This window comes from Streptomyces sp. NPDC085937 (genome assembly GCF_044540535.1).
Taxonomy (GTDB): domain Bacteria; phylum Actinomycetota; class Actinomycetes; order Streptomycetales; family Streptomycetaceae; genus Streptomyces.
This window is the reverse complement of record NZ_JBITSH010000007.1, coordinates 35,005-54,525: the sequence shown is the minus strand read 5'-3', so window position 1 is coordinate 54,525 and position 19,521 is coordinate 35,005. Positions and strand designations below refer to the sequence as shown.

The following is a 19,521-nucleotide window of genomic DNA, read 5'->3' as shown; positions in this document are numbered from 1 at the left end:
AAGCGTTCCGGCACTTGGCCCACCGGCATTGCGATGTCAGTGGCGGGTGCCACAGTGGGGGGCATGGACAACGCCAGGACAGCGTCAGGCGCAGGGAGGGGGTGAGGCCGGACCATGACCGCGAGCGGAGTGGGCAGAGACACGGGCACTCGGAGCGCGCGCTCCCGGGCACTGGCGGTGCTGCGCATCCGCAGCCGGGCCCTGGCCGTCGCCCTGCTGCCGGCCGCCGCCGCAGTGATCCTGCTGGTCGGCGGGTCCACGGGCCATCTGCCGGGCCCCGGCTGGGACCTCGCCCGCCGGATCCTCACCCCCGTCGCGGTCCTCGTGCTGCTGCTCGCCGCCGGTGTCGCCCTGGTCGTCGCCCGCGCCCGGCCCGCCGTGAGCCCCACCGTGCCGATCGCCGAGGAGGCCGCCCCGGACCTGTACCGCATGGTGCGGGACCTCGCCGACCGCCTCGGTGTCCCCGCGCCGTCCGCGATAGCGCTCACCCCTGACTGCGACAGCTGGCTGGAGGACCGCACCCACCCGGCGCACGGCCCCCCGCCGCCCGAGGAGCACCACGACGTGGCGCGCGCGGGCCGGCCCGCCCGCCGCGCGCCCGCCGCGCCCGTGCTGGTCATCGGTTCGCCGTTCCTGTGGTGGATGCGGGTGGCCGAGCTGCGCGCGCTCCTCGCCCCGGTCGTCGCCGGTACGGGCCCGTCCGCCCACCCCGACATAGCCGCCGCCCGGCGCTTCGTACGCGGCCTGGACGCCGCGGCGGCCGTGACGTCGGCGCCGGACCGCGGGCCGGCGCACCGTGCGGTGCTCGGCGGCGTCGGCTGGATCGTCCGGCTGATGCTGCACGGCAGCCGGGTGCACGCGGCCGAGATGGAGCGCGGGGTCGCCGCGGCCGCCGCCGACCGCGCCAAGGCCGTGGACTACGGCCTGCGGATCGTCGCCCAGGAGCAGGTGGGCCTGGCGTACGCGGGCTGGGACAGGCTGCTGACCCGGGTGGCGCTGCCCGCCTGGCGGATGGGCCGCTGGCCCTCGCGGCTGAACGCGGGCGTGGTCGCCGCCCTCACCGAGCTGTCCCGGCGGGACCGGCTGGCCGAGGGCTTCGCCTCCCGCCTCGGTGAGCGTCCCGCCTGCGACCTCCTCGAGGAGCCCGGCGCGGTCGACGAGGCCACCTCGCTGCTCGCCGCCCGCCTCTTCCACGGCGGCCCGGCCCGCACCGGCCCCGACTGGTCGCCGGTCCACTGGGGCGACTACCCGGAGGAGGTCGTCGACCGGAAGTGGCGTACCGACGCCGCCCGCCTCCACCGGATACTCGACGCCCTCGGCGTGCCGCCGTCGGCCGACGGGCCGCAGGCTCCCGACGGCCCCACCCTCGCCCGGGTCCTGGCCCACCTGGCCGCCCCGCCGGACGTCACCCGCGCCCCCCTTCCGTCCGTCCCCGACGACGAGGACGACCTGGCCGGCGGCACCGCCCACGGCGCCGCCCTCGCCGCCCGGCTCACCGCGGAGCTGGCCCGCGAGGAGGCCGCCGCGGCCTCCGCCTCTCCCGGCACCGCGATGTCCGACCCCGACCCCGTCCGCGACGACGGCGCGCTCCCCCTCTTCCCGCTGCAGCCGCCCCGCACCGGGCGGGAGCTGCTCACCGACCACATCACGGCGATGGTCTGCTGCGCGGCGATGGACACCGTGGGGGCCGCGCCCGGCCTCGACTGGCTCGACGGGCCCACGCTCCTCGTCGGCGGCGCCCGCGCCACGGATCTCCCGCCCCGGGTGCTGAGCCTGATCGAGGAGGGTGACCCCGCGGCCCTGGAGGGATGGCTGACCCGTCAGGGCATACGCGCCGAGAAGCCCGTACGCCTCGGCTGATCCGGAGCCGGCCCGTACGCCTCGGCTGATCCGGAGCCTGGTCCCTCACCTCGCACCGATTCACGACGAACGGTGACGGCGCGCGTGCGGTATGTGATGTGCTGGGGCCGTTCACGCTCGGGGGAGGGGGACGGTCATGACGCCGGAGCGCAAGCGCCATGCGGAGACGCCGGCGCCGGACGGGAGCGACGCCTTCGCACCCGTCACCCTTCCGTGGCAGGCCTTTTCCGACACCGGCACGCCCCGCTCCCCGGCATCCGCCATCAAGGAGGCGGCGGACGGCCGGATCGCGGGCTTCACCTCCGCCGGTGCCGTCGCCCCTGGCACGTCGATCGACTTCCACGTCACCGTCGAACCGCCCCGGCCGTTCCGGATCGACGTCCACCGCGTCGGCCACCACGACGGCCACGGCGCGACCGCGATGACCTCCAGCCCCCTCCTCCCCGGCCTGGCCCAGCTTCCGCCGCTCACCGCCGGGCGCACCGTCTCCTGCCACCACTGGTGGCTGTCCTGGCGGCTGGCGGTGCCGTCGTACTGGAACGTCGGCGCGTACGTCGCCGTGCTCACCACGGCCGACGGGCGCCACCGTGCGCACATCCCGTTCACCGTGCGCGACGACCGGCCGGCCGACCTGCTGCTCGTGCTGCCGGACGTCACCTGGCAGGCGTACAACCCCTACCCGGCCGCGGACGCCGGCGCGAGCCTCGCCCCGGGCCACGACGACCAGGCCCGCCCGCTCGACGGGACCGACGCCGTCACGACCGTCTCCTTCGACCGCCCCTACGCGGGCGACGGCCTCCCGCCGCAGGCCGGGCACGCCTACGACGTCATCCGCTGGGCGGAGCGCTACGGCTACGACCTCGCCTACGCCGACGCCCGTGACCTGCACGCCGGCCGGATCGACCCCACCCGCTACCGGGGCCTGGTCTTCCCCGGCCACGACGAGTACTGGACCACGGAGATGCGCACCGCCGTGGAGGGCGCCCGGGAGCACGGCACGTCCCTGGTGTTCCTGTCCGCCCGCACCCTGCACCGGCAGGTGGAGCTCGCCCCCGCCCCGTCCGGCCCGGACCGCCTGCTCACCTGCGGCCGGCGCCGAGGGCAGAACGGGCCCGCGCTGTGGCGGGAGCACGACCGCGCGGAGCAGCAGCTGCTCGGCATCCAGTACGCGGGCCGGGTCCCGCGGCCCCGGCCGCTGATCGTCCGCAACAGCGGCCACTGGATGTGGGAGGCGACCGGCGCGCAGGAGGGCGACGCCCTGGACGGCATGGTCGCGGGGTGCGCGGACCGCTACTACCCGCGCACCCCGCTGCCCTACCACGAGGAACGGGTGCTGCTCGCGCACTCCCCGTACGGCGACCGGCAGGGCGCCCGGCGCCACCAGGAGACCTCCCTGTACCGGGCACCGTCCGGCGCCTGGGTCTTCGCCTCCGGCACGCTCGCCTGGTCCCCGGCCCTCGACCGCCCGGGACACACCGACCCCCTCGTCCAGCGCGCCACCGCCAACCTCCTCGACCGCATCTGCAAACGGGACTGACCGGGGCCCGGATCCCGGGGCCCGCGCTCCCACCGGGGCCGGGTCCCGGGGCCGGGTCCCCCGCCGCCTCCGCCGCTCCGCCCGGCCCTCCCCGGCCCTCCCCGCACCACCCCGACCTTCGCTCCGTCCCCACATACGGGAGAATCGACGTATCGCCCTGCCCCTCCCGCCACGCCCCCCGGGGAGCCCACGGGAACAGGAGCGCAGCGGGCGTCCCTTCTGTTCGATCACGCGGAGGAACCGTGTCCGGATTCGTCGACAAGCCCGAGCCGATCCAGGTTCCGGGCCTGGTGCATCTGCACACCGGCAAGGTGCGCGAGCTGTACCGGAACGAGGCGGGCGACCTCGTGATGGTCGCCAGCGACCGCATCTCGGCCTACGACTGGGTGCTGCCGACCGAGATCCCGGACAAGGGCCGGGTGCTCACCCAGCTCTCCCTGTGGTGGTTCGACCAGCTCGCCGACCTGCTGCCCAACCACGTGCTGAGCACCGAGCTCCCCGACGGCGCCCCCGCAGACTGGGCGGGCCGCACCCTGGTGTGCAAGTCGCTGAACATGGTCCCGGTGGAGTGCGTGGCCCGCGGCTATCTCACCGGCTCGGGCCTCGCCGAGTACAACGAGAACCGGACGGTCTGCGGGCTGGCCCTGCCCCACGGCCTGGTCGACGGCTCCGAGCTGCCCGCCCCGATCTTCACCCCGGCCACCAAGGCGGCCGTCGGCGAGCACGACGAGAACGTCTCCTACGAGGAGGTCGCCCGCCAGGTCGGCGCGGAGACCGCCGCCCAGCTGCGCCAGGCGACCCTCGCCGCCTACTCGCGCGCCCGCGACATCGCGCGGGACCGGGGCATCATCCTCGCGGACACCAAGTTCGAGTTCGGTTTCGACGGGGAGAAGCTGGTCATCGCCGACGAGGTGCTCACCCCGGACTCGTCCCGCTTCTGGCCGGCCGAGCAGTGGGAGCCGGGGCGCGCGCAGGCGTCGTACGACAAGCAGTTCGTGCGGGACTGGCTCACCTCGGCCGAGTCGGGCTGGGACCGCAGGAGCGAGCAGCCCCCGCCGCCGCTGCCGCAGCAGGTCGTGGACGCCACCCGGGCGAAGTACGTGGAGGCGTACGAGCGCCTGACCGGCACCACCTGGAGCTGACGAGGGCCCGGGGCCGGGGTGGCACGCCCCCGGCCCCGCCACCCCCGCCGGGGCATCCGCCCACGACGAAGGCCCCGGTCATCGACCGGGGCCTTGTTCCTTGAGCGAACGACGAGGTTCGAACTCGCGACCTCAACCTTGGCAAGGTTGCGCTCTACCAACTGAGCTACGTTCGCCTGCGCCGTGGCGCGAGCACCACTATACCCAACCTCGCTCGCGTGCGAGGCGCACCGCGGTGTGGCGGTTCTCCGCGCCGAGCTTGGAGACGGCCGAGGAGAGGTAGTTGCGCACGGTCCCCTGGGAGAGCGCGGCCCGCTCCGCGATCTCGGCCACGGGCGCCCCGTCCTCCGCCAGCTCCAGCACCTCCGCCTCGCGCGCGGTCAGCGGTGAGTCGCCGGCGGCGATCGCGTCGGCGGCCAACTCGGGGTCGACGTAGCGGTTTCCCCCGTGCACGGTGCGGATGATCTCCGCGAGCCGCTGGGCGCTGACGGTCTTGGGGACGAAGCCCCGCACCCCCGCCGCGAGGGCCCGCTTGAGATGCCCCGGCCGTCCGTGACCGGTCACGATCAGCACCTGGCAGCCGGGCAGCTCGGTCCGCAGGGATGTGGCCACCTTCACACCGTCCGCGCCGGGCATCTGCAGGTCCAGTACGGCGACGTCCGGCTCGTGGGCCCGTGCCATGGCCAGGGCCTCCGGTCCGGAGGCGGCCTCGGCGACCACGAGGAGGTCGTCCTCCAGGGACAGCAGGGCCGCCAGCGCCCCGCGGATCAGATGCTCGTCGTCGGCGAGCAGCAGCCGCACCACGTCCGTCACGACGCGACCTCCAGTACGGCCCACGCGGTCAGCGGGACCTCCGCGACCAGCGTGAAGTCGCCGTCGCCGGTCCCACCGGCGTCCAGCGTGCCGTCCACCGCGGACAGCCGTTCGCGCAACCCGGCCAGTCCGGTCCCGCCCGTACGGGCCGGGCCGTGCGGGGCGGCGGCCCCGTCGTTCCGCACCGTCAGCACCACACGCCCTTCCGGTCTGCGCACCGTGACGGTGCACTTCTTCGCGTCCCCGTGCCGCAGCACGTTGGTGGTCGCCTCCCGTACCACCCAGCCCAGCGCGGACTGCACCTCGGCGGGCAGTCCGTCCGTCTCTCCGCTGACCTCGCAGTCGATTCCGGCCGCCCGCAGTACTCCGCGCGCACCGCTGAGTTCGGCCTCCAGGTCGGCCCTGCGGTAGCCGCGCACGACGTCCCGCACCTCCCGCTGGGACTCCTGGGCGATGCGCTGCACCTCGATCATCTGCTCGACCGCCTCGGGCCGTTCGCGTCGCGCCAGCTGCACGGCCAGCTCGCTCTTCAGCGCGATCACGGCGAGGTTCCTGCCCATCACGTCGTGCAGGTCCCGGCCGAAGCGCAGCCGCTCCTCGGCGACCGCGAGCCGAGCCCGGGTCTCGCGCGCCTCGTCGAGGGCGTAGACGGCCTTGAGCAGCCAGATCGAGAAGCCGGAGGTGGCGGCGAAGAAGCCACTGGCGGCCGTCACGAACGCGAGCGTGCCGAGCGCGGCGAGGGCGGGCATGCCGAGCGCCCAGGTCACCAGGCCCGCGCCGACCCCGAACCCGCCGACGAGCCAGACGACGCGCCGCCGGTCCTGCATGGCGAGGGCCATCAGACCCACGCCGTAGCAGAGTGTGACGCCGAACACCGCCCCCAGGACTGTGGCGGTGTCGTCCCCGTGGGAGCCGTGCCGGGCGAAGGCGAGGGCGACGACCGCGAGTGCCGCGGTCGCGGCGCCGAGCGTCCACAGCAGCCGCAACGGCTGAGGCCGCCGGCCGCACGTCCAGTCCAGGGCGCGGGAGGCGGTCACCACGGCCAGCGCCACATGCCCGGCGACCGGGAGCATCAGCAGCAGCCCGGCGCGCACGTCCAGGTGGCCGAAGGCGGTCACGCCGATCACCGTGGGTTCGGACAGCGCGATGAAGTAGAACGACCACCGTGTGTACGTCTCGACCTTGGCGGGGGTGCTCTTACGCCCCCACCAGCCGCCCGGACTGCCCATCCGCCGTGTCTCCCGTCCGTCCCGATGCCCGCGCGCCCTGCGCGGCTTGTCCACGAGGCCGGCGTCCTCGCCCGCTCTCTGCCGGCTGCGGCCCGAGGGGCCGCGTCCGGTCCGAGGAGCTGCCTCCGGTCCGCCGACCGCATGAGCGAGGCACCCCGATCCGCGGCGCCGCCCGCATGAGCGCGGCGCCCCTATCCACGCCGCCCTCCAGCGCCGCAGCCGTCATTCGAAGCCGCGCGCCGCCTTTCGAAGCCGCCCGCCAGCCTCAGCGCCGCGCACGCCGGTCGTCCGCGCTGCCCTACGGGCGCCGCGCACGCTCCACGGCGCCGCGCACGCTCCACGGCGCCGCGCACGCTCCACGGCGCCGCGCACGCCCCTAGGCGCCGCGCACGCCTGCCTCAGCGCCGCGGCTCCCAGCGGAACCGCCGGCGTACAGCAAACACCGCCAGCAGGGTCCAGGCCAGCGCCACCGTGAGCGCACCCAAAGACTCCCCGGCCGACAGGTCGCCGGTCCAGCCTCCGCGCACCAGGCTGACGACCGGGGTCAGCGGCAGCAGCTCGCACATGGACGCCAGCTGGTCCGGGAACAGCTCCAGCGGGACGAACATTCCGGAGCCGAGCATCGACACGATCATCAGAGGCATGGGCGTCACCTGGGCGCTCTCACCGGTGCGGGTGAAGCCGGCGGTGAGGGCGGCGAGCGCCGCGCTCATCACCAGTCCCAGCAGCAGGCCGACGACGGCCAGATGCGGCGCGGACGGCGCCGACAGGTCGAGCAGCACGGTGCAGCCCGCGATCAGCAGCAGGCACTGCACCAGCCCGGTGAGGACGGCCGGCAGCGCGGATCCGCCGAGGATCTCCGCGTCCCGCAGCTCGCCCGTGCGCAGCCGCTTCAGCACGAGTTCCTCGCGCCGGACGACGTAGACGCCGACCAGCGAGGAGTACACGGCGAACAGGAGTGAGAAGCCGACGGCGGCGGGCAGGACCAGCGTGCCGGGGGTGAGCCCGGCCTCCGCGAGGTCCATCTCCTCGGCCGCGGACCGCACGCTCAGCGGCAGGATCAGCGGCACGAACAGGGCGGCGAAGAGGGTGCCCTTGCTGCGTCCGAGCAGGGTCAGTTCGGCCCGGGCCAGGGAGGTCATCCGGCTGACCGGGGTGGTCGTGGGGGTGCTCATACGGCGTACTCCTGCGTGGTCGTGCCGTCCGCCGTGGCGGCCGAGGCGTCCCGGGCGATGGTGAGGAACGCCTCCTCCAGGGAGGCGGAGCGCACGTCGAGCCGGCGCAGTTCCACCCCGGCGTCCCGCGCCCACAGCAGCAGCGCGGTGGCCGAACGCTGAAGTTCGCGGGTGCGCAGCCGGACGGTGCGGCCGTCCACGGTGTGGTCGCTCACGCCGAGTTCGCCGAGCGGCGGGAGGTCGCCCAGGAAGTAGCCGTCGGGAAGGTCGAAGGTGATGCGGGACGGCTCGGTCGCGGTGACCTCGGCCGGGGTGCCGGTGACGGCGATCCTGCCGTCGTGCATGATCGCGAGCCGGTCGGCGAGGCTCTCGGCCTCCTCCAGGTAGTGCGTGGTGAGCAGCACGGTGGTGCCGGCGTCGCGCAGGGCGCTCACCAACTCCCAGGTGTCATGGCGGCCTTCGGCGTCGAGACCGGTGGTCGGCTCGTCGAGGAAGAGCACCTCGGGGTCGCCGAGCAGCGCGAGGGCCAGGTCCAGGCGGCGCCGCTGGCCGCCGGAGAGCTGCTTGACCCGGACGTCCGTCTTGGACTCCAGGCCCACCATCGTCAGCACCTCCCGCGTGGGGCGGGCGCCGCTGACGCAGCCTGCCCACATGCGGGCGGTCTCGGCGACGGTCAGCTCGGAGGGGAAGCCGCCCTCCTGGAGCATCACGCCGGTGCGGTGCCGTACGGCGCCGCGCTCGGTGTAGGGGTCGTGGCCGAGGACCCGGACCCGCCCGCCGGCCGGCGCGGCGAGCCCTTCCAGCAGTTCGACGGTGGAGGTCTTGCCGGCCCCGTTGGTGCCCAGCAGCGCGAAGATCTCCCCGCGCCGCACGGAGAAGTCGATCCCGCGCACCGCTTCGAACCCGCCCCCGTAGACACGTCGCAGATCGGTGACCTCGATCACGTGCTCGCGTTCGGTTGTTTCCATGCCTCGAGCTTCCGGGGCGGCGCGAGCGCCCGGCAGTGCGCCGTGTCATCACCGGACATGACAAATGTCAGACGGCCGGGCGGAGAAGGGGAGGAGAAAGATCGCCGGAAGGACCCGGGGCAGGGGCACACGAAAAGACCCCGGTCCGATGGACCGGGGTCTTGTTCCCGAGCGGACGACGAGGCTCGAACTCGCGACCTCAACCTTGGCAAGGTTGCGCTCTACCAACTGAGCTACGTCCGCATTGCCTCCGACCGGCTCTCACCGATCGGCGCGGGCACCAGCCTACCTGATCCACCAGTGTGGTCGGTACGGCGATGCAGAGCGGGTGACAGGAATTGCACACTGCGCCTTCCCCCTGGAAGGGGGATGTTCTACTACTGAACTACACCCGCATGTACTCCTCGGGCCGGGCCTTTCGGCCTCGCCCCTCGGCGTGCTCCAGACTTTAGCTGATCAGCAGGGGGGCAGCGCAAGTCGGTTGCGTCGAGGGGCCGGTGACCGGCCGTCGGCAGGCCCACCCGAACGGGTCGGGCGGTGCACGCGCGTGCGGTTCACTGCGCCGCGGTGAACGCCTCGTAGACCCTCTTGGGGATCCGGCCCCGGGCGGGGACGTCCATCCGGTTCGCCTGCGCCCAGGCGCGCACGGCCGCCGGGTCGGGGGCGACCTCCGTCTGCCGGTAGGCCTTGCCGGAGCGCGCCCGCTTGCGGCCGGCGTCCACGTAGGGCTCGAGCGCCTCGCGCAGTTTCCTGGCATTGGCTTCGTTGAGGTCGATCTCGTACGACTTGCCGTCGAGTCCGAAGGCGATCGTTTCCGCCGCTTCCGAGCCGTCGATGTCGTCAAAGAGAGTGACCACGACCTTCTGCGCCACGAATATCGGTCCCTTCGTGCGACACCTCTCCGCCCGGACGTCCTTGATGACGTGCCGGTACGTCGCCGAGATGTCGGCTGTCCGCCTGTAATCGGGCAAAGTATCTGCTAATGACAATTCATTTGTACAGTGCCCGGCAATGCATTGTGAAGCCCGACTAAATCTGTCCGCGTGTCCGGGGCGCAATAGCGATGTGCGGGAGAAGGGGGATCTTTCCCGGATCTTTTCCCGGTCGCCTCCCCGCGATGCCGAATCGTGACGGTGCTCACGTAGATTCCTACAACTCTACCCGCGTAGAAATTTTGTGCGGGTAGTCTGAAGGAACCTGCTCAGCACCACACACCGGGAGTGCCAGTGGCACGCGTCGTAGTCGACGTCATGCTCAAGCCGGAGATCCTCGACCCCCAGGGCCAGGCGGTGCAGCGCGCACTGCCGCGACTGGGTTTCGAAGGGATCTCGGACGTCCGTCAGGGAAAGCGATTCGAACTGGAAGTTGACGGGCCGGTCGACGAGGCCGCGCTCGCCCGTATCCACGATCTTGCGGAATCCTTCCTCGCCAACACCGTGATCGAGGACTTCACCGTACGGGTCGAGGAAGTCGCGGAGGCCGCGAAGTGACCGCTCGTATTGGCGTCGTCACTTTCCCGGGCAGCCTCGACGACCGGGACACCCAGCGCGCGATCCGCGTCGCGGGTGCCGAACCCGTCGCCCTCTGGCACAAGGACAAGGACCTCAAGCAGGTCGACGCCGTCGTGCTCTGCGGCGGTTTCAGTTACGGCGACTATCTGCGCGCCGGCGCCATCGCGCGCTTCTCGCCGGTCATGGACACCGTCATCGAGCAGGCGAAGGCCGGTCTGCCGGTCCTCGGCATCTGCAACGGCTTCCAGATCCTCACCGAGGCGCACCTGCTCCCCGGCGGCATGCTGGGCAACGACCACCTGCACTTCATCTGCCGCGACCAGAAACTGCGGGTGGAGAACGCGGACACCGCCTGGACCGCCGACTACGAGTCCGGCCAGGAGATCCACATCCCGCTGAAGAACATGGACGGCCGCTACGTCGCCGACCGGTACACGCTGGACAAGCTGGAGGCCGAGGGGCGGGTCGCGTTCCGCTACCTCGACGTCAACCCGAACGGCTCGCTCAACGACATCGCCGGCATCACCAACGAGGCCGGGAACGTCGTCGGTCTCATGCCGCACCCCGAGCACGCCGTCGAGTCGCTGATCGGTACGGGCCGTACCGACGGCCTGCCCTTCTTCACGTCGATCCTCAAGAAGCTGGTCACCGCATGAGCAAGACGCCCCTGGACACGGTCGAGCACGCGGCCGCGACCCCCGACGTCGAGCTGCCCTGGGCCGAGCTGGGCCTGAAGAAGGACGAGTACGAGCGGGTCGTGGAGATCCTCGGCCGCCGGCCCACCGGAGCCGAGCTCGCCATGTACTCCGTCATGTGGTCCGAGCACTGCTCGTACAAGTCCTCCAAGGTGCACCTGCGCCAGTTCGGCGAGAAGGCCCCCGAGTTCGAGGCGCTGCTCGTCGGCATCGGCGAGAACGCGGGCGTCGTGGACGTCGGCCAGGGCTACGCGGTCACCTTCAAGGTCGAGTCGCACAACCACCCCTCCTACGTCGAGCCCTACCAGGGCGCGGCCACGGGCGTCGGCGGCATCGTCCGCGACATCATCGCGATGGGCGCCCGTCCGGTCGCCGTGGTCGACCCGCTGCGCTTCGGCGCCGCCGACCACCCCGACACCAAGCGCGTGCTGCCCGGCGTGGTGGCCGGCATCGGCGGCTACGGCAACTGCCTGGGCCTGCCGAACATCGGCGGCGAGGTCGTCTTCGACGCCTGCTACCAGGGCAACCCGCTGGTCAACGCCGGTGCCATCGGCGTCATGCGGCACGAGGACATCCACCTCGCCAAGGCGTCCGGCGCGGGCAACAAGGTCATCCTGTACGGCGCCCGCACCGGCGGTGACGGCATCGGCGGCGCGTCGATCCTCGCCTCCGAGACCTTCGACGACGCCAAGCCGTCGAAGCGTCCCGCGGTGCAGGTCGGCGACCCCTTCCAGGAGAAGTTGCTCATCGAGTGCACCCTGGAGGCGTTCGCCGAGAAGCTGGTCGTCGGCATCCAGGACCTCGGCGCGGCCGGCCTGTCCTGCGCCACCTCCGAGCTCGCCTCCAACGGCTCCGGCGGCATGAGCGTCACCCTCGACGACGTGCCCCTGCGCGACTCCACGCTCTCGCCCGAGGAGATCCTCATGAGCGAGTCGCAGGAGCGCATGTGCGCGGTCGTGGAGCCCGACAAGGTCGACCGGTTCCTCGAGATCTGCGACAAGTGGGACGTCATCGCCACCGTCATCGGCGAGGTGACCGACGGCGACCGCCTGGAGATCTTCTGGCACGGCGAGAAGATCGTCGACGTCGACCCGCGCACGGTCGCCCACGACGGCCCGGTCTACGAGCGCCCCTACGCCCGCCCGTCCTGGCAGGACGAGCTCCAGGCGGACGACGCGAACAAGCTGCCGCGCCCGGCGACGGGCGAGGAGCTGAAGGACCAGGTCCTGAAGCTGGTCGGCTCGCCGAACCAGGCGTCCAAGCAGTGGATCACCCAGCAGTACGACCACTTCGTGCAGGGCAACACCGTCCTCGCCCAGCCCGAGGACTCCGGCATGATCCGCATCGACGAGGCGTCCGGCCTCGGTGTCGCGATCGCCACCGACGGCAACGGCCGGTACGCCAAGCTCGACCCCTACACGGGCGCGCAGCTGGCCCTTGCGGAGGCCTACCGCAACGTGGCGACGACCGGTGCCAAGCCGCTCGCCGTCTCCGACTGCCTGAACTTCGGCTCTCCGGAGGACCCGGCGGTCATGTGGCAGTTCGCGGAGGCCGTGCGCGGTCTGGCGGACGGCTGCAAGCAGCTCGGCACCCCGGTGACCGGCGGCAACGTCTCGCTCTACAACCAGACGGGCGAGGCCGCCATCCACCCGACCCCCGTGGTCGCCGTCCTCGGTGTCATCGACGACGTGGCCCGCCGCACCCCGGTCGCCTTCCAGGAGGAGGGCCAGCTGCTGTACCTCCTGGGTGACACCCGCGAGGAGTTCGGCGGTTCGGCCTGGTCGCAGGTGATCCACGACCACCTCGGCGGCCTGCCCCCGAAGGTCGACCTGGAGCGTGAGCGGCTGCTCGGCGAGATCCTGATCTCCGCCTCCCGCGACGGCATGATCGACTCCGCGCACGACCTGTCGGACGGCGGTCTGGTCCAGGCGGTCGTCGAGTCGGCCCTGCTCGGCGGGAAGGGCGCGCGTCTGGTGGTGCCCGACGGGCTGGACGCGTTCACCTTCCTGTTCTCCGAGTCGGCCGGCCGCGCGGTCGTCGCCGTGCCGCGCTCGGAGGAGCTCCGTTTCAACGACATGTGCGGTGCGCGCGGTCTCCCGGCCACCCGCATCGGCGTCGTGGACGGTGACGCGGTCGAGGTCCAGGGCGAGTTCTCCCTCACCCTGACCGAACTGCGCGAGACCCACGAGGGGACGATCCCGGCGCTGCTGGCCTGAGCCGCAGCACCCCTCTCCCGCGAAGCCCCCGCCCTCACCGGCGGGGGCTTCGTCGTGTCCGGCCGCCGGGGCGGGGTGCGGTCGGGCCGCCGGGCCAGGCCGGTCGTCCACAGGTGTGCAAGGCCCTTGCGCGGGATTACGTAGTTACGTAATCTCGAAGGCGTGGAACTCGAAGAGCGTATGACCGAGCTCGAGCGCCGGCTGGCGGCGCTCGAAGGGGCCGACCGTGCCGCTCCCCGCCTGGGCGAGGGCGACTTCTGGGCCCTGGAAGGGCTCAAGGAGCAGCTCGCGGAGCTGAAGGCAGCCGACGGAGGCGTGCTGTTCACCGGCGCGGTGCGAATGCCGACCGGCGAGCGGTACGACTGGCAGCATGGCGCGCTCACCGCCGACCTGATCACCTACGAGTGGCCGGACGCCGCCGAGTCCTTCGCCGCGCTCGGACATCCGGTCCGGCTGCGGCTGCTGCGCGAGATAGTCGGCGGCCGTCGGACCGCCGCCGAACTGGCGGAGCTGGACGACATCGGCACGACCGGGCAGATCTACCACCACCTGCGCCAGCTCAGCGCCGCCGGCTGGCTGCACACCACCGGCCGGGGCCGGCACGAGGTCCCGGCGGGCCGGGTCGTGCCGCTGCTGGTGGCGCTGTCGGCGGCGCGGCCCTGACACACCGACGAGCCCTGGGGGAAGCATGTCCGCGCGCAAACTCCTCAAGACCGCCTATCGCGGGCTCCTGATCACCTTCTTCGGCCTGGTGATCGCCCACGTGGCGCTGGACCTCGGCCACTCGGTGTGGTGGGACTTCCTCCCGCTCCTGCTGGCCTACGTCCTGCTGGTGGCGGGCAACCGCTGGGGCGGGGCCCCGGACAGTCCCCGGGCCGCCCGGGAGGCCGTCGAGGTGGAGCCGCCGGTCACCGGCCGCTGGATCGCGATGAACAGCCCCGCCGACCACACCCCGAGCCACCGCACCCACGCCTACGGCCAGACCTTCGCCATCGACGTCGTGGCCGAGCCCGAGCCGGGCTCCCGTCCGGCGTTCCGCGTGCTGTGGCCCATAACCCGGCGCAACGCCGACTTCCCGGCCTTCGGCGCCCCGTTGCACGCGGTGGCCGACGCCACCGTCGTCCGCGCCACCGACCGGGCGCGCGACCACCTCAGCCGCGGCTCGCTGCCCGCACTGGCGTACCTGATGCTCGTCGAGGCGAACGTCCGGGACTTGTTCGGAGCCGGGAGGATCATCGGCAACCACGTGGTCCTCGACCTCGGCGACGGCGTCTTCGCCGCCTACGCCCACCTCAGGCGCGGCTCCCTCACCGTCCGCGAGGGCGACCGGGTGCGGGCGGGCCAGGTGCTCGCCCAGGTCGGCAACTCGGGCAACTCCACCGAACCCCACCTGCACTTCCAGCTGATGGACGGCCCCGACCCGGACACCGCGCGCGGCATCCCCTTCACCTGGCGCGGCACCGGCGTCCCCCGCAACAACGAGGTGTTCGAGATACCGGCCCGGCGGACCGGCGCCCCCGCATAGGCTTCCGCCATGCCACCGGCCAGGAAACGCCCCCGCTCCTACGACCCCGCCAAGACCCGCGCCGCCGTCCTGGCGCAGTTCGGGAACGTCCGCTCGGCGGTCCGCACCCTCACCCCGGAGCAGCTGGCCCGGCCCACCCGGCTCGGCGACTGGACCGTCCGGGAGCTGGTCGCCCACATCGGCACCGCGCTGCAGGCCGTGGACCGGCTGCTGGACGAGCCGGAGCCCGCCAAGCAGGACGCCAGGCTGACCGACTGGCCCACCGCCATCGCCGCCGACGCCCCCGCCATCGCGGACACCGCGCACCGGCTCGGGGCGGATCACGCCGACCTCGACGCCTACCTCGCGGACCTCGAGCAGCGCTTCACCGCGCGCCTCGACGCCCACCCGGGCACCAGGCTGCTCCCCACCAGCGCGGGCGCCCTGCCCCTCGCGGACTACGTCGTCACCCGCACCGTGGAACTCGTCGTCCACACCGACGACCTCAACGCCGCCGTCCCCGGCCTGGACGTCCCCGTGGACCGGCAGGCCCTCGCCGCCTGCGTCCGGCTGCTGGCCGACGCGCTCGCCGCGAAGGCGCCCGGCGGTTCCACGGAGGTGCGCGTCCCGCCGTTCGCGGTGGTGCAGTGCGTCGAGGGCCCCCGGCACACCCGGGGCACCCCGCCGAACGTCGTGGAGACCGACCCGCTCACCTGGATCCGGCTGGCCGGCGGACGGATCAGCTGGGCGGACGCCCTGGCCACCGCCGAGGTGAGCGCCAGCGGGGAACGAGCGGACCTCGGGCCGTACCTGCCGCTGCTCGGCTGAGCCGCGGACGGCCGAGCCCGTTCCGGACGGCGTGGGCCACCGATCCCGCACGGAGGAGGGGAACCACCCGCTCCGCCCTCCCGTCGAACCGGCATGGACCGACAGAAGCACACCCAGCGCATGACCCTGACGGCCGTCGCCGTGCTCGTCGTCCCGCTCGCGGCGGCCTGCGGCAACGAGAGGGCGGGGGCCGGCAGCGGCACCGCCGAGGCGCAGCAGCCGGTCACCGGCGTCCGCTGGACCGTCGACAGCGTGACCGTCGACGGCACCACGCACCGGGCCCCCGACGGCGCGCACCTCACCCTCGGCGAGGACGGCCGGGCCACCGGCAGCTACGGCTGCAACCTGTTCGAGGCCCGGGTCCGCACCGACGGCGACCGCATCCGGCTCACCGACCCCGAGACCACCCTCAGGGCCTGCTCCGACGCGATCATGGACGGGGAGGGCGCCGTGTCCCGCGCCCTCGGCGACGGCGTGCTGAAGGCCGACGCCTCCGACGGCCGCCTGACGCTGACCACCGGCTCCGGCGACACCGTGCGCCTCAGCGAGACGGAGGACAGCCCGCTGCGCGGCACCCGCTGGACCGTCACCACCCCGGCCGTCGCCGGCCGCGCCCACCTCACCTTCGACAAGGAGCGCGGCGCGGTCTCCGGGAACCTCGGCTGCAACCAGGTGAACGCCGACGCCACCGTGCGCGACGGCCATATCACCCTCGGCGTCCCGTCCCTGACCCGAATGATGTGCGAAGACTCACTCATGGACGCCGAGAAGGCCCTGACGAAGCTCTTCAACGGCACCGCCGACTACGCCATCGACGGCAACACCCTCACGCTGACCAGCGAAAACGGCGCGGAAGTGCGGGCCGTCGCGGCCCGCTGATCCACCGCCGTGGCCGCATCGGGCATTCGGACCAGTGGTCGATCTCGCCTACACTCGGAGACGTGCCACGTGGTGACGGACGACTCAACCACGACCTGCTCCCCGGCGAGAAGGGCCCCCAGGACGCTTGTGGCGTCTTCGGTGTCTGGGCTCCGGGTGAAGAGGTCGCCAAGCTCACGTACTTCGGGCTCTACGCCCTCCAGCATCGGGGCCAGGAATCCGCGGGTATCGCGGTCAGCAACGGCTCCCAGATCCTCGTCTTCAAGGACATGGGCCTGGTGTCCCAGGTCTTCGACGAGACCTCCCTCGGCTCCCTCCAGGGTCACATCGCGGTCGGTCACGCCCGCTACTCGACCACCGGAGCCTCCGTGTGGGAGAACGCCCAGCCGACGTTCCGCGCCACCGCGCACGGATCGATCGCGCTCGGCCACAACGGCAACCTGGTCAACACGGCGCAGCTCGCCGACATGGTCGCCGAGCTCCCCAAGGAGAACGGCCGCGCGCCCAAGGTGGCCGCGACCAACGACACCGACCTGATCACCGCCCTGCTGGCCGGCCAGCGCGCCGCCGACGGCGAGCCGGTCACCGTGGAGCAGGCCGCGCACGTAGTCCTGCCCAAGGTCAGGGGTGCCTTCAGCCTCGTCTTCATGGACGAGAACACCCTCTACGCCGCCCGTGACCCGCAGGGCATCCGCCCGCTGGTCCTCGGCCGGCTGGAGCGCGGCTGGGTGGTCGCCTCCGAGTCCGCCGCCCTCGACATCTGCGGCGCGAGCTACGTGCGCGAGATCGAGCCGGGCGAGTTCGTCGCCATCGACGAGAACGGCCTTCGCACGTCACGATTCGCGGAAGCAAAGCCCAAGGGCTGCGTCTTCGAGTACGTGTACCTGGCCCGTCCCGACACCGACATCGCCGGCCGGAACGTGTACCTGTCCCGGGTGGAGATGGGCCGCAAGCTCGCCGCGGAAGCGCCCGCCGACGCCGACCTGGTGATAGCGACGCCCGAGTCCGGCACCCCGGCCGCCATCGGCTACGCGGAGGCCTCCGGCATCCCCTTCGGCGCCGGCCTGGTCAAGAACGCGTACGTCGGCCGTACGTTCATCCAGCCCTCGCAGACCATCCGGCAGCTCGGCATCCGCCTGAAGCTGAACCCGCTCAAGGAAGTCATCAAGGGCAAGCGCCTGGTCGTGGTCGACGACTCGATCGTCCGCGGCAACACCCAGCGCGCCCTGGTCCGCATGCTCCGCGAGGCGGGCGCGGCCGAGGTCCACATCCGGATCTCCTCGCCGCCCGTGAAGTGGCCCTGCTTCTTCGGCATCGACTTCGCCACCCGCGCCGAGCTCATCGCCAACGGGATGACCATCGACGAGATCGGCACCTCGCTGGGCGCCGACTCCCTGGCGTACATCTCCATCGACGGCATGATCGAGGCGACCACCATCGCCAAGCCCAACCTGTGCCGCGCCTGCTTCGACGGCGAGTACCCGATGGAGCTGCCCGACCCCGAGCTCCTCGGCAAGCAGCTGTTGGAGACCGAGCTCGCCGCGGGCACCGCCGCCCCGGCCGCGGTCGACGCGATCCGCCGCCCGTAACCCTGACGGACGACACGAAAGCTCTCACAGCCATGTCCCAGAACACTGGTGCCAGCTACGCAGCGGCGGGCGTCGACATCGAAGCGGGCGACCGCGCGGTCGAGCTGATGAAGGAGTGGGTGAAGAAGACGCAGCGCCCCGAGGTCCTCGGCGGCCTCGGCGGATTCGCCGGCCTCTTCGACGCCTCCGCCCTGAAGAACTACGAGCGCCCGCTGCTCGCCTCCGCCACGGACGGCGTCGGCACCAAGGTCGACATCGCCCGGCAGATGGGCGTCTACGACTCCATCGGCCACGACCTGGTCGCGATGGTCATGGACGACATCGTGGTGTGCGGCGCCGAGCCGCTGTTCATGACCGACTACATCTGTGTCGGCAAGGTCCACCCCGAGCGCGTCGCCGCGATCGTCAAGGGCATCGCGGAGGGCTGTGTGCTGGCCGGCTGCGCCCTGGTCGGCGGTGAGACGGCCGAACACCCCGGCCTGCTGGGTCCGGACGACTTCGACGTCGCCGGCGCCGGTACGGGCGTGGTGGAGGCCGACCGGCTGCTCGGCGCGGATCGCATCCGTACGGGTGACACGGTGATCGCCATGGCGTCCTCCGGACTTCACTCCAACGGCTACTCGCTCGTCCGGCACGTGCTGCTGGAGCGGGCGGGCCTCGCCCTGGACGCCCGGATCGACGAGCTGGGCCGCACCCTCGGCGAGGAGCTGCTGGAGCCCACCAAGATCTACTCGCTGGACTGCCTGGCGCTGATCCGCACCACCGAGGTGCACGCGTTCAGCCACGTCACCGGCGGCGGGCTGGCGGCCAATCTGGCGCGTGTCGTCCCCGACGGGCTGCACGCCACGGTGGACCGCTCCACCTGGACGCCCGCTCCGGTGTTCGACCTGGTCGGGCGGACCGGTTCGGTCCAGCGGCTGGAGCTGGAGAAGACGCTGAACATGGGCGTCGGCATGATCGCGATCGTGCCCCAGGAGTCCGTGGACGTGGCGCTGGCGACGCTGGCCGACCGTGGCGTGGACGCCTGGGTGGCCGGCGAGATCACCGACCGCGGTGACCACACCACGGGTGCCGCTCTTGTCGGTGACTACGCGAACTGAGCTCCGGGACGCTGCCCGCACGAGGAGCGGGCGGGCAGCGCACCGGCCCGCGAGGCCGGTCCGGGCAGCACTGAACCCGGTGGGTGACCGGAGTCACCGACCGGGCTCATGCACCACGCAAGGTCAGGCGCCGCGACGTTGAGAGGACGGGCCGTCCTCGTCCTCGTCGTCCTCATAGAGGTCGGCGTACCGTGCGTACAGGTCGTCGTCTTGCTCATCGTCCTCGAAACGCTCACCATTCGGTGGCTGATTCGAAGGCGATGCACCCAGCTCCTCGGCCAGGCGTGAGAGGTCAGTCCCACCGCTGTTGTACTTCAGCTGGCGGGCGACCTTCGTCTGCTTGGCCTTGGCCCGGCCGCGCCCCATGGCTCGACCCCCTCAACGACGGGGCTCGACGGCCCCAGAGTCTTGACACGCGTTCATGGTCCAGAACGGGCTCTCCATGGAGAGACCGGTCCGTAGGGCTTCCACGGTA

18 protein-coding genes and 3 tRNA genes are annotated in these 19,521 nt (G+C 72.4%); 12 read left to right on the top strand and 9 right to left on the bottom strand.

Features of this window, described 5'->3' with window-relative positions; translation table 11 throughout:
• The first annotated feature begins 114 nt into the window (after positions 1 to 114).
• From ACIF8S_RS16775 to ACIF8S_RS16765, 3 genes are all read left to right on the top strand, one after another.
• Positions 115 to 1,860: a hypothetical protein gene (locus tag ACIF8S_RS16775; protein WP_399999851.1), complete on the top strand. Its 1,746-nt coding sequence runs from the start codon at positions 115 to 117 to the stop codon at positions 1,858 to 1,860.
• Positions 1,861 to 1,996: 136 nt separating this feature from the next.
• A complete protein-coding gene (locus ACIF8S_RS16770) occupies positions 1,997 to 3,397 on the top strand; it encodes a N,N-dimethylformamidase beta subunit family domain-containing protein (protein WP_399999850.1) in 1,401 nt (466 codons plus the stop codon).
• 242 nt (positions 3,398 to 3,639) lie between these two features.
• Positions 3,640 to 4,539 carry a phosphoribosylaminoimidazolesuccinocarboxamide synthase gene (locus ACIF8S_RS16765; RefSeq protein ID WP_349795836.1) on the top strand — a complete coding sequence of 300 codons (900 nt, stop codon included), beginning with the start codon at positions 3,640 to 3,642 and terminating at the stop codon, positions 4,537 to 4,539.
• Between the two features lie 103 nt (positions 4,540 to 4,642).
• Here the strand turns inward: ACIF8S_RS16765 and ACIF8S_RS16760 are convergent.
• The 8 genes from ACIF8S_RS16760 to ACIF8S_RS16725 form a co-directional block, all read right to left on the bottom strand.
• Positions 4,643 to 4,715 (bottom strand) — tRNA-Gly (locus ACIF8S_RS16760).
• Between the two features lie 22 nt (positions 4,716 to 4,737).
• A complete protein-coding gene (locus ACIF8S_RS16755) occupies positions 4,738 to 5,343 on the bottom strand; it encodes a response regulator (protein WP_400000057.1) in 606 nt (201 codons plus the stop codon).
• Positions 5,344 to 5,348: 5 nt separating this feature from the next.
• Entirely contained in the window at positions 5,349 to 6,581 is a 1,233-nt protein-coding gene (locus ACIF8S_RS16750; RefSeq protein ID WP_399999849.1) for a sensor histidine kinase, read from the bottom strand.
• Positions 6,582 to 6,979: 398 nt separating this feature from the next.
• Positions 6,980 to 7,756, bottom strand: a complete 777-nt coding sequence (locus ACIF8S_RS16745; protein ID WP_349795840.1) for an ABC transporter permease — start codon at positions 7,754 to 7,756, stop codon at positions 6,980 to 6,982.
• Positions 7,753 to 8,724, bottom strand: coding sequence for an ABC transporter ATP-binding protein (locus ACIF8S_RS16740; RefSeq protein ID WP_399999848.1), 972 nt, complete (start codon positions 8,722 to 8,724; stop codon positions 7,753 to 7,755). The genes ACIF8S_RS16745 and ACIF8S_RS16740 overlap by 4 nt, the downstream gene beginning before the upstream one ends.
• A gap of 170 nt (positions 8,725 to 8,894) precedes the next feature.
• Positions 8,895 to 8,967 (bottom strand) — tRNA-Gly (locus ACIF8S_RS16735).
• Between the two features lie 80 nt (positions 8,968 to 9,047).
• Positions 9,048 to 9,119 (bottom strand) — tRNA-Gly (locus ACIF8S_RS16730).
• A gap of 159 nt (positions 9,120 to 9,278) precedes the next feature.
• Positions 9,279 to 9,596: an Lsr2 family protein gene (locus tag ACIF8S_RS16725; RefSeq protein ID WP_215214000.1), complete on the bottom strand. Its 318-nt coding sequence runs from the start codon at positions 9,594 to 9,596 to the stop codon at positions 9,279 to 9,281.
• 354 nt (positions 9,597 to 9,950) lie between these two features.
• On the opposite strand from ACIF8S_RS16725, the gene purS reads away from it, so the two are divergent.
• The 9 genes from purS (at position 9,951) to purM (ending at position 19,046) form a co-directional block, all read left to right on the top strand.
• Entirely contained in the window at positions 9,951 to 10,214 is a 264-nt protein-coding gene (gene purS, locus ACIF8S_RS16720) for a phosphoribosylformylglycinamidine synthase subunit PurS (protein ID WP_006133353.1), read from the top strand.
• A complete protein-coding gene (purQ, locus tag ACIF8S_RS16715) occupies positions 10,211 to 10,891 on the top strand; it encodes a phosphoribosylformylglycinamidine synthase subunit PurQ (protein ID WP_145829555.1) in 681 nt (226 codons plus the stop codon). The genes purS and purQ overlap by 4 nt, the downstream gene beginning before the upstream one ends.
• Entirely contained in the window at positions 10,888 to 13,146 is a 2,259-nt protein-coding gene (gene purL / locus ACIF8S_RS16710; protein WP_399999847.1) for a phosphoribosylformylglycinamidine synthase subunit PurL, read from the top strand. Before purQ ends, purL begins: the two co-directional genes overlap by 4 nt.
• A 162-nt stretch (positions 13,147 to 13,308) precedes the next feature.
• On the top strand, positions 13,309 to 13,809 hold the full coding sequence (locus ACIF8S_RS16705) for an ArsR/SmtB family transcription factor (protein ID WP_399999846.1): 501 nt from the start codon (positions 13,309 to 13,311) through the stop codon (positions 13,807 to 13,809).
• 25 nt (positions 13,810 to 13,834) lie between these two features.
• Positions 13,835 to 14,671: a M23 family metallopeptidase gene (locus ACIF8S_RS16700; protein WP_399999845.1), complete on the top strand. Its 837-nt coding sequence runs from the start codon at positions 13,835 to 13,837 to the stop codon at positions 14,669 to 14,671.
• Positions 14,672 to 14,680: 9 nt separating this feature from the next.
• Positions 14,681 to 15,478, top strand: a complete 798-nt coding sequence (locus tag ACIF8S_RS16695) for a sterol carrier family protein (protein WP_399999844.1) — start codon at positions 14,681 to 14,683, stop codon at positions 15,476 to 15,478.
• A 93-nt stretch (positions 15,479 to 15,571) separates the two neighbouring features.
• Positions 15,572 to 16,357, top strand: a complete 786-nt coding sequence (locus ACIF8S_RS16690; RefSeq protein ID WP_399999843.1) for an META domain-containing protein — start codon at positions 15,572 to 15,574, stop codon at positions 16,355 to 16,357.
• A 62-nt stretch (positions 16,358 to 16,419) separates the two neighbouring features.
• Positions 16,420 to 17,946, top strand: coding sequence for an amidophosphoribosyltransferase (purF, locus tag ACIF8S_RS16685; protein WP_024886127.1), 1,527 nt, complete (start codon positions 16,420 to 16,422; stop codon positions 17,944 to 17,946).
• Between the two features lie 32 nt (positions 17,947 to 17,978).
• Positions 17,979 to 19,046 carry a phosphoribosylformylglycinamidine cyclo-ligase gene (gene purM, locus ACIF8S_RS16680; protein ID WP_399999842.1) on the top strand — a complete coding sequence of 356 codons (1,068 nt, stop codon included), beginning with the start codon at positions 17,979 to 17,981 and terminating at the stop codon, positions 19,044 to 19,046.
• A 123-nt stretch (positions 19,047 to 19,169) separates the two neighbouring features.
• Here purM and ACIF8S_RS16675 read toward each other — a convergent pair whose 3' ends face one another.
• On the bottom strand, positions 19,170 to 19,412 hold the full coding sequence (locus ACIF8S_RS16675; protein WP_399999841.1) for a DUF3073 domain-containing protein: 243 nt from the start codon (positions 19,410 to 19,412) through the stop codon (positions 19,170 to 19,172).
• Positions 19,413 to 19,521 lie beyond the last annotated feature (109 nt).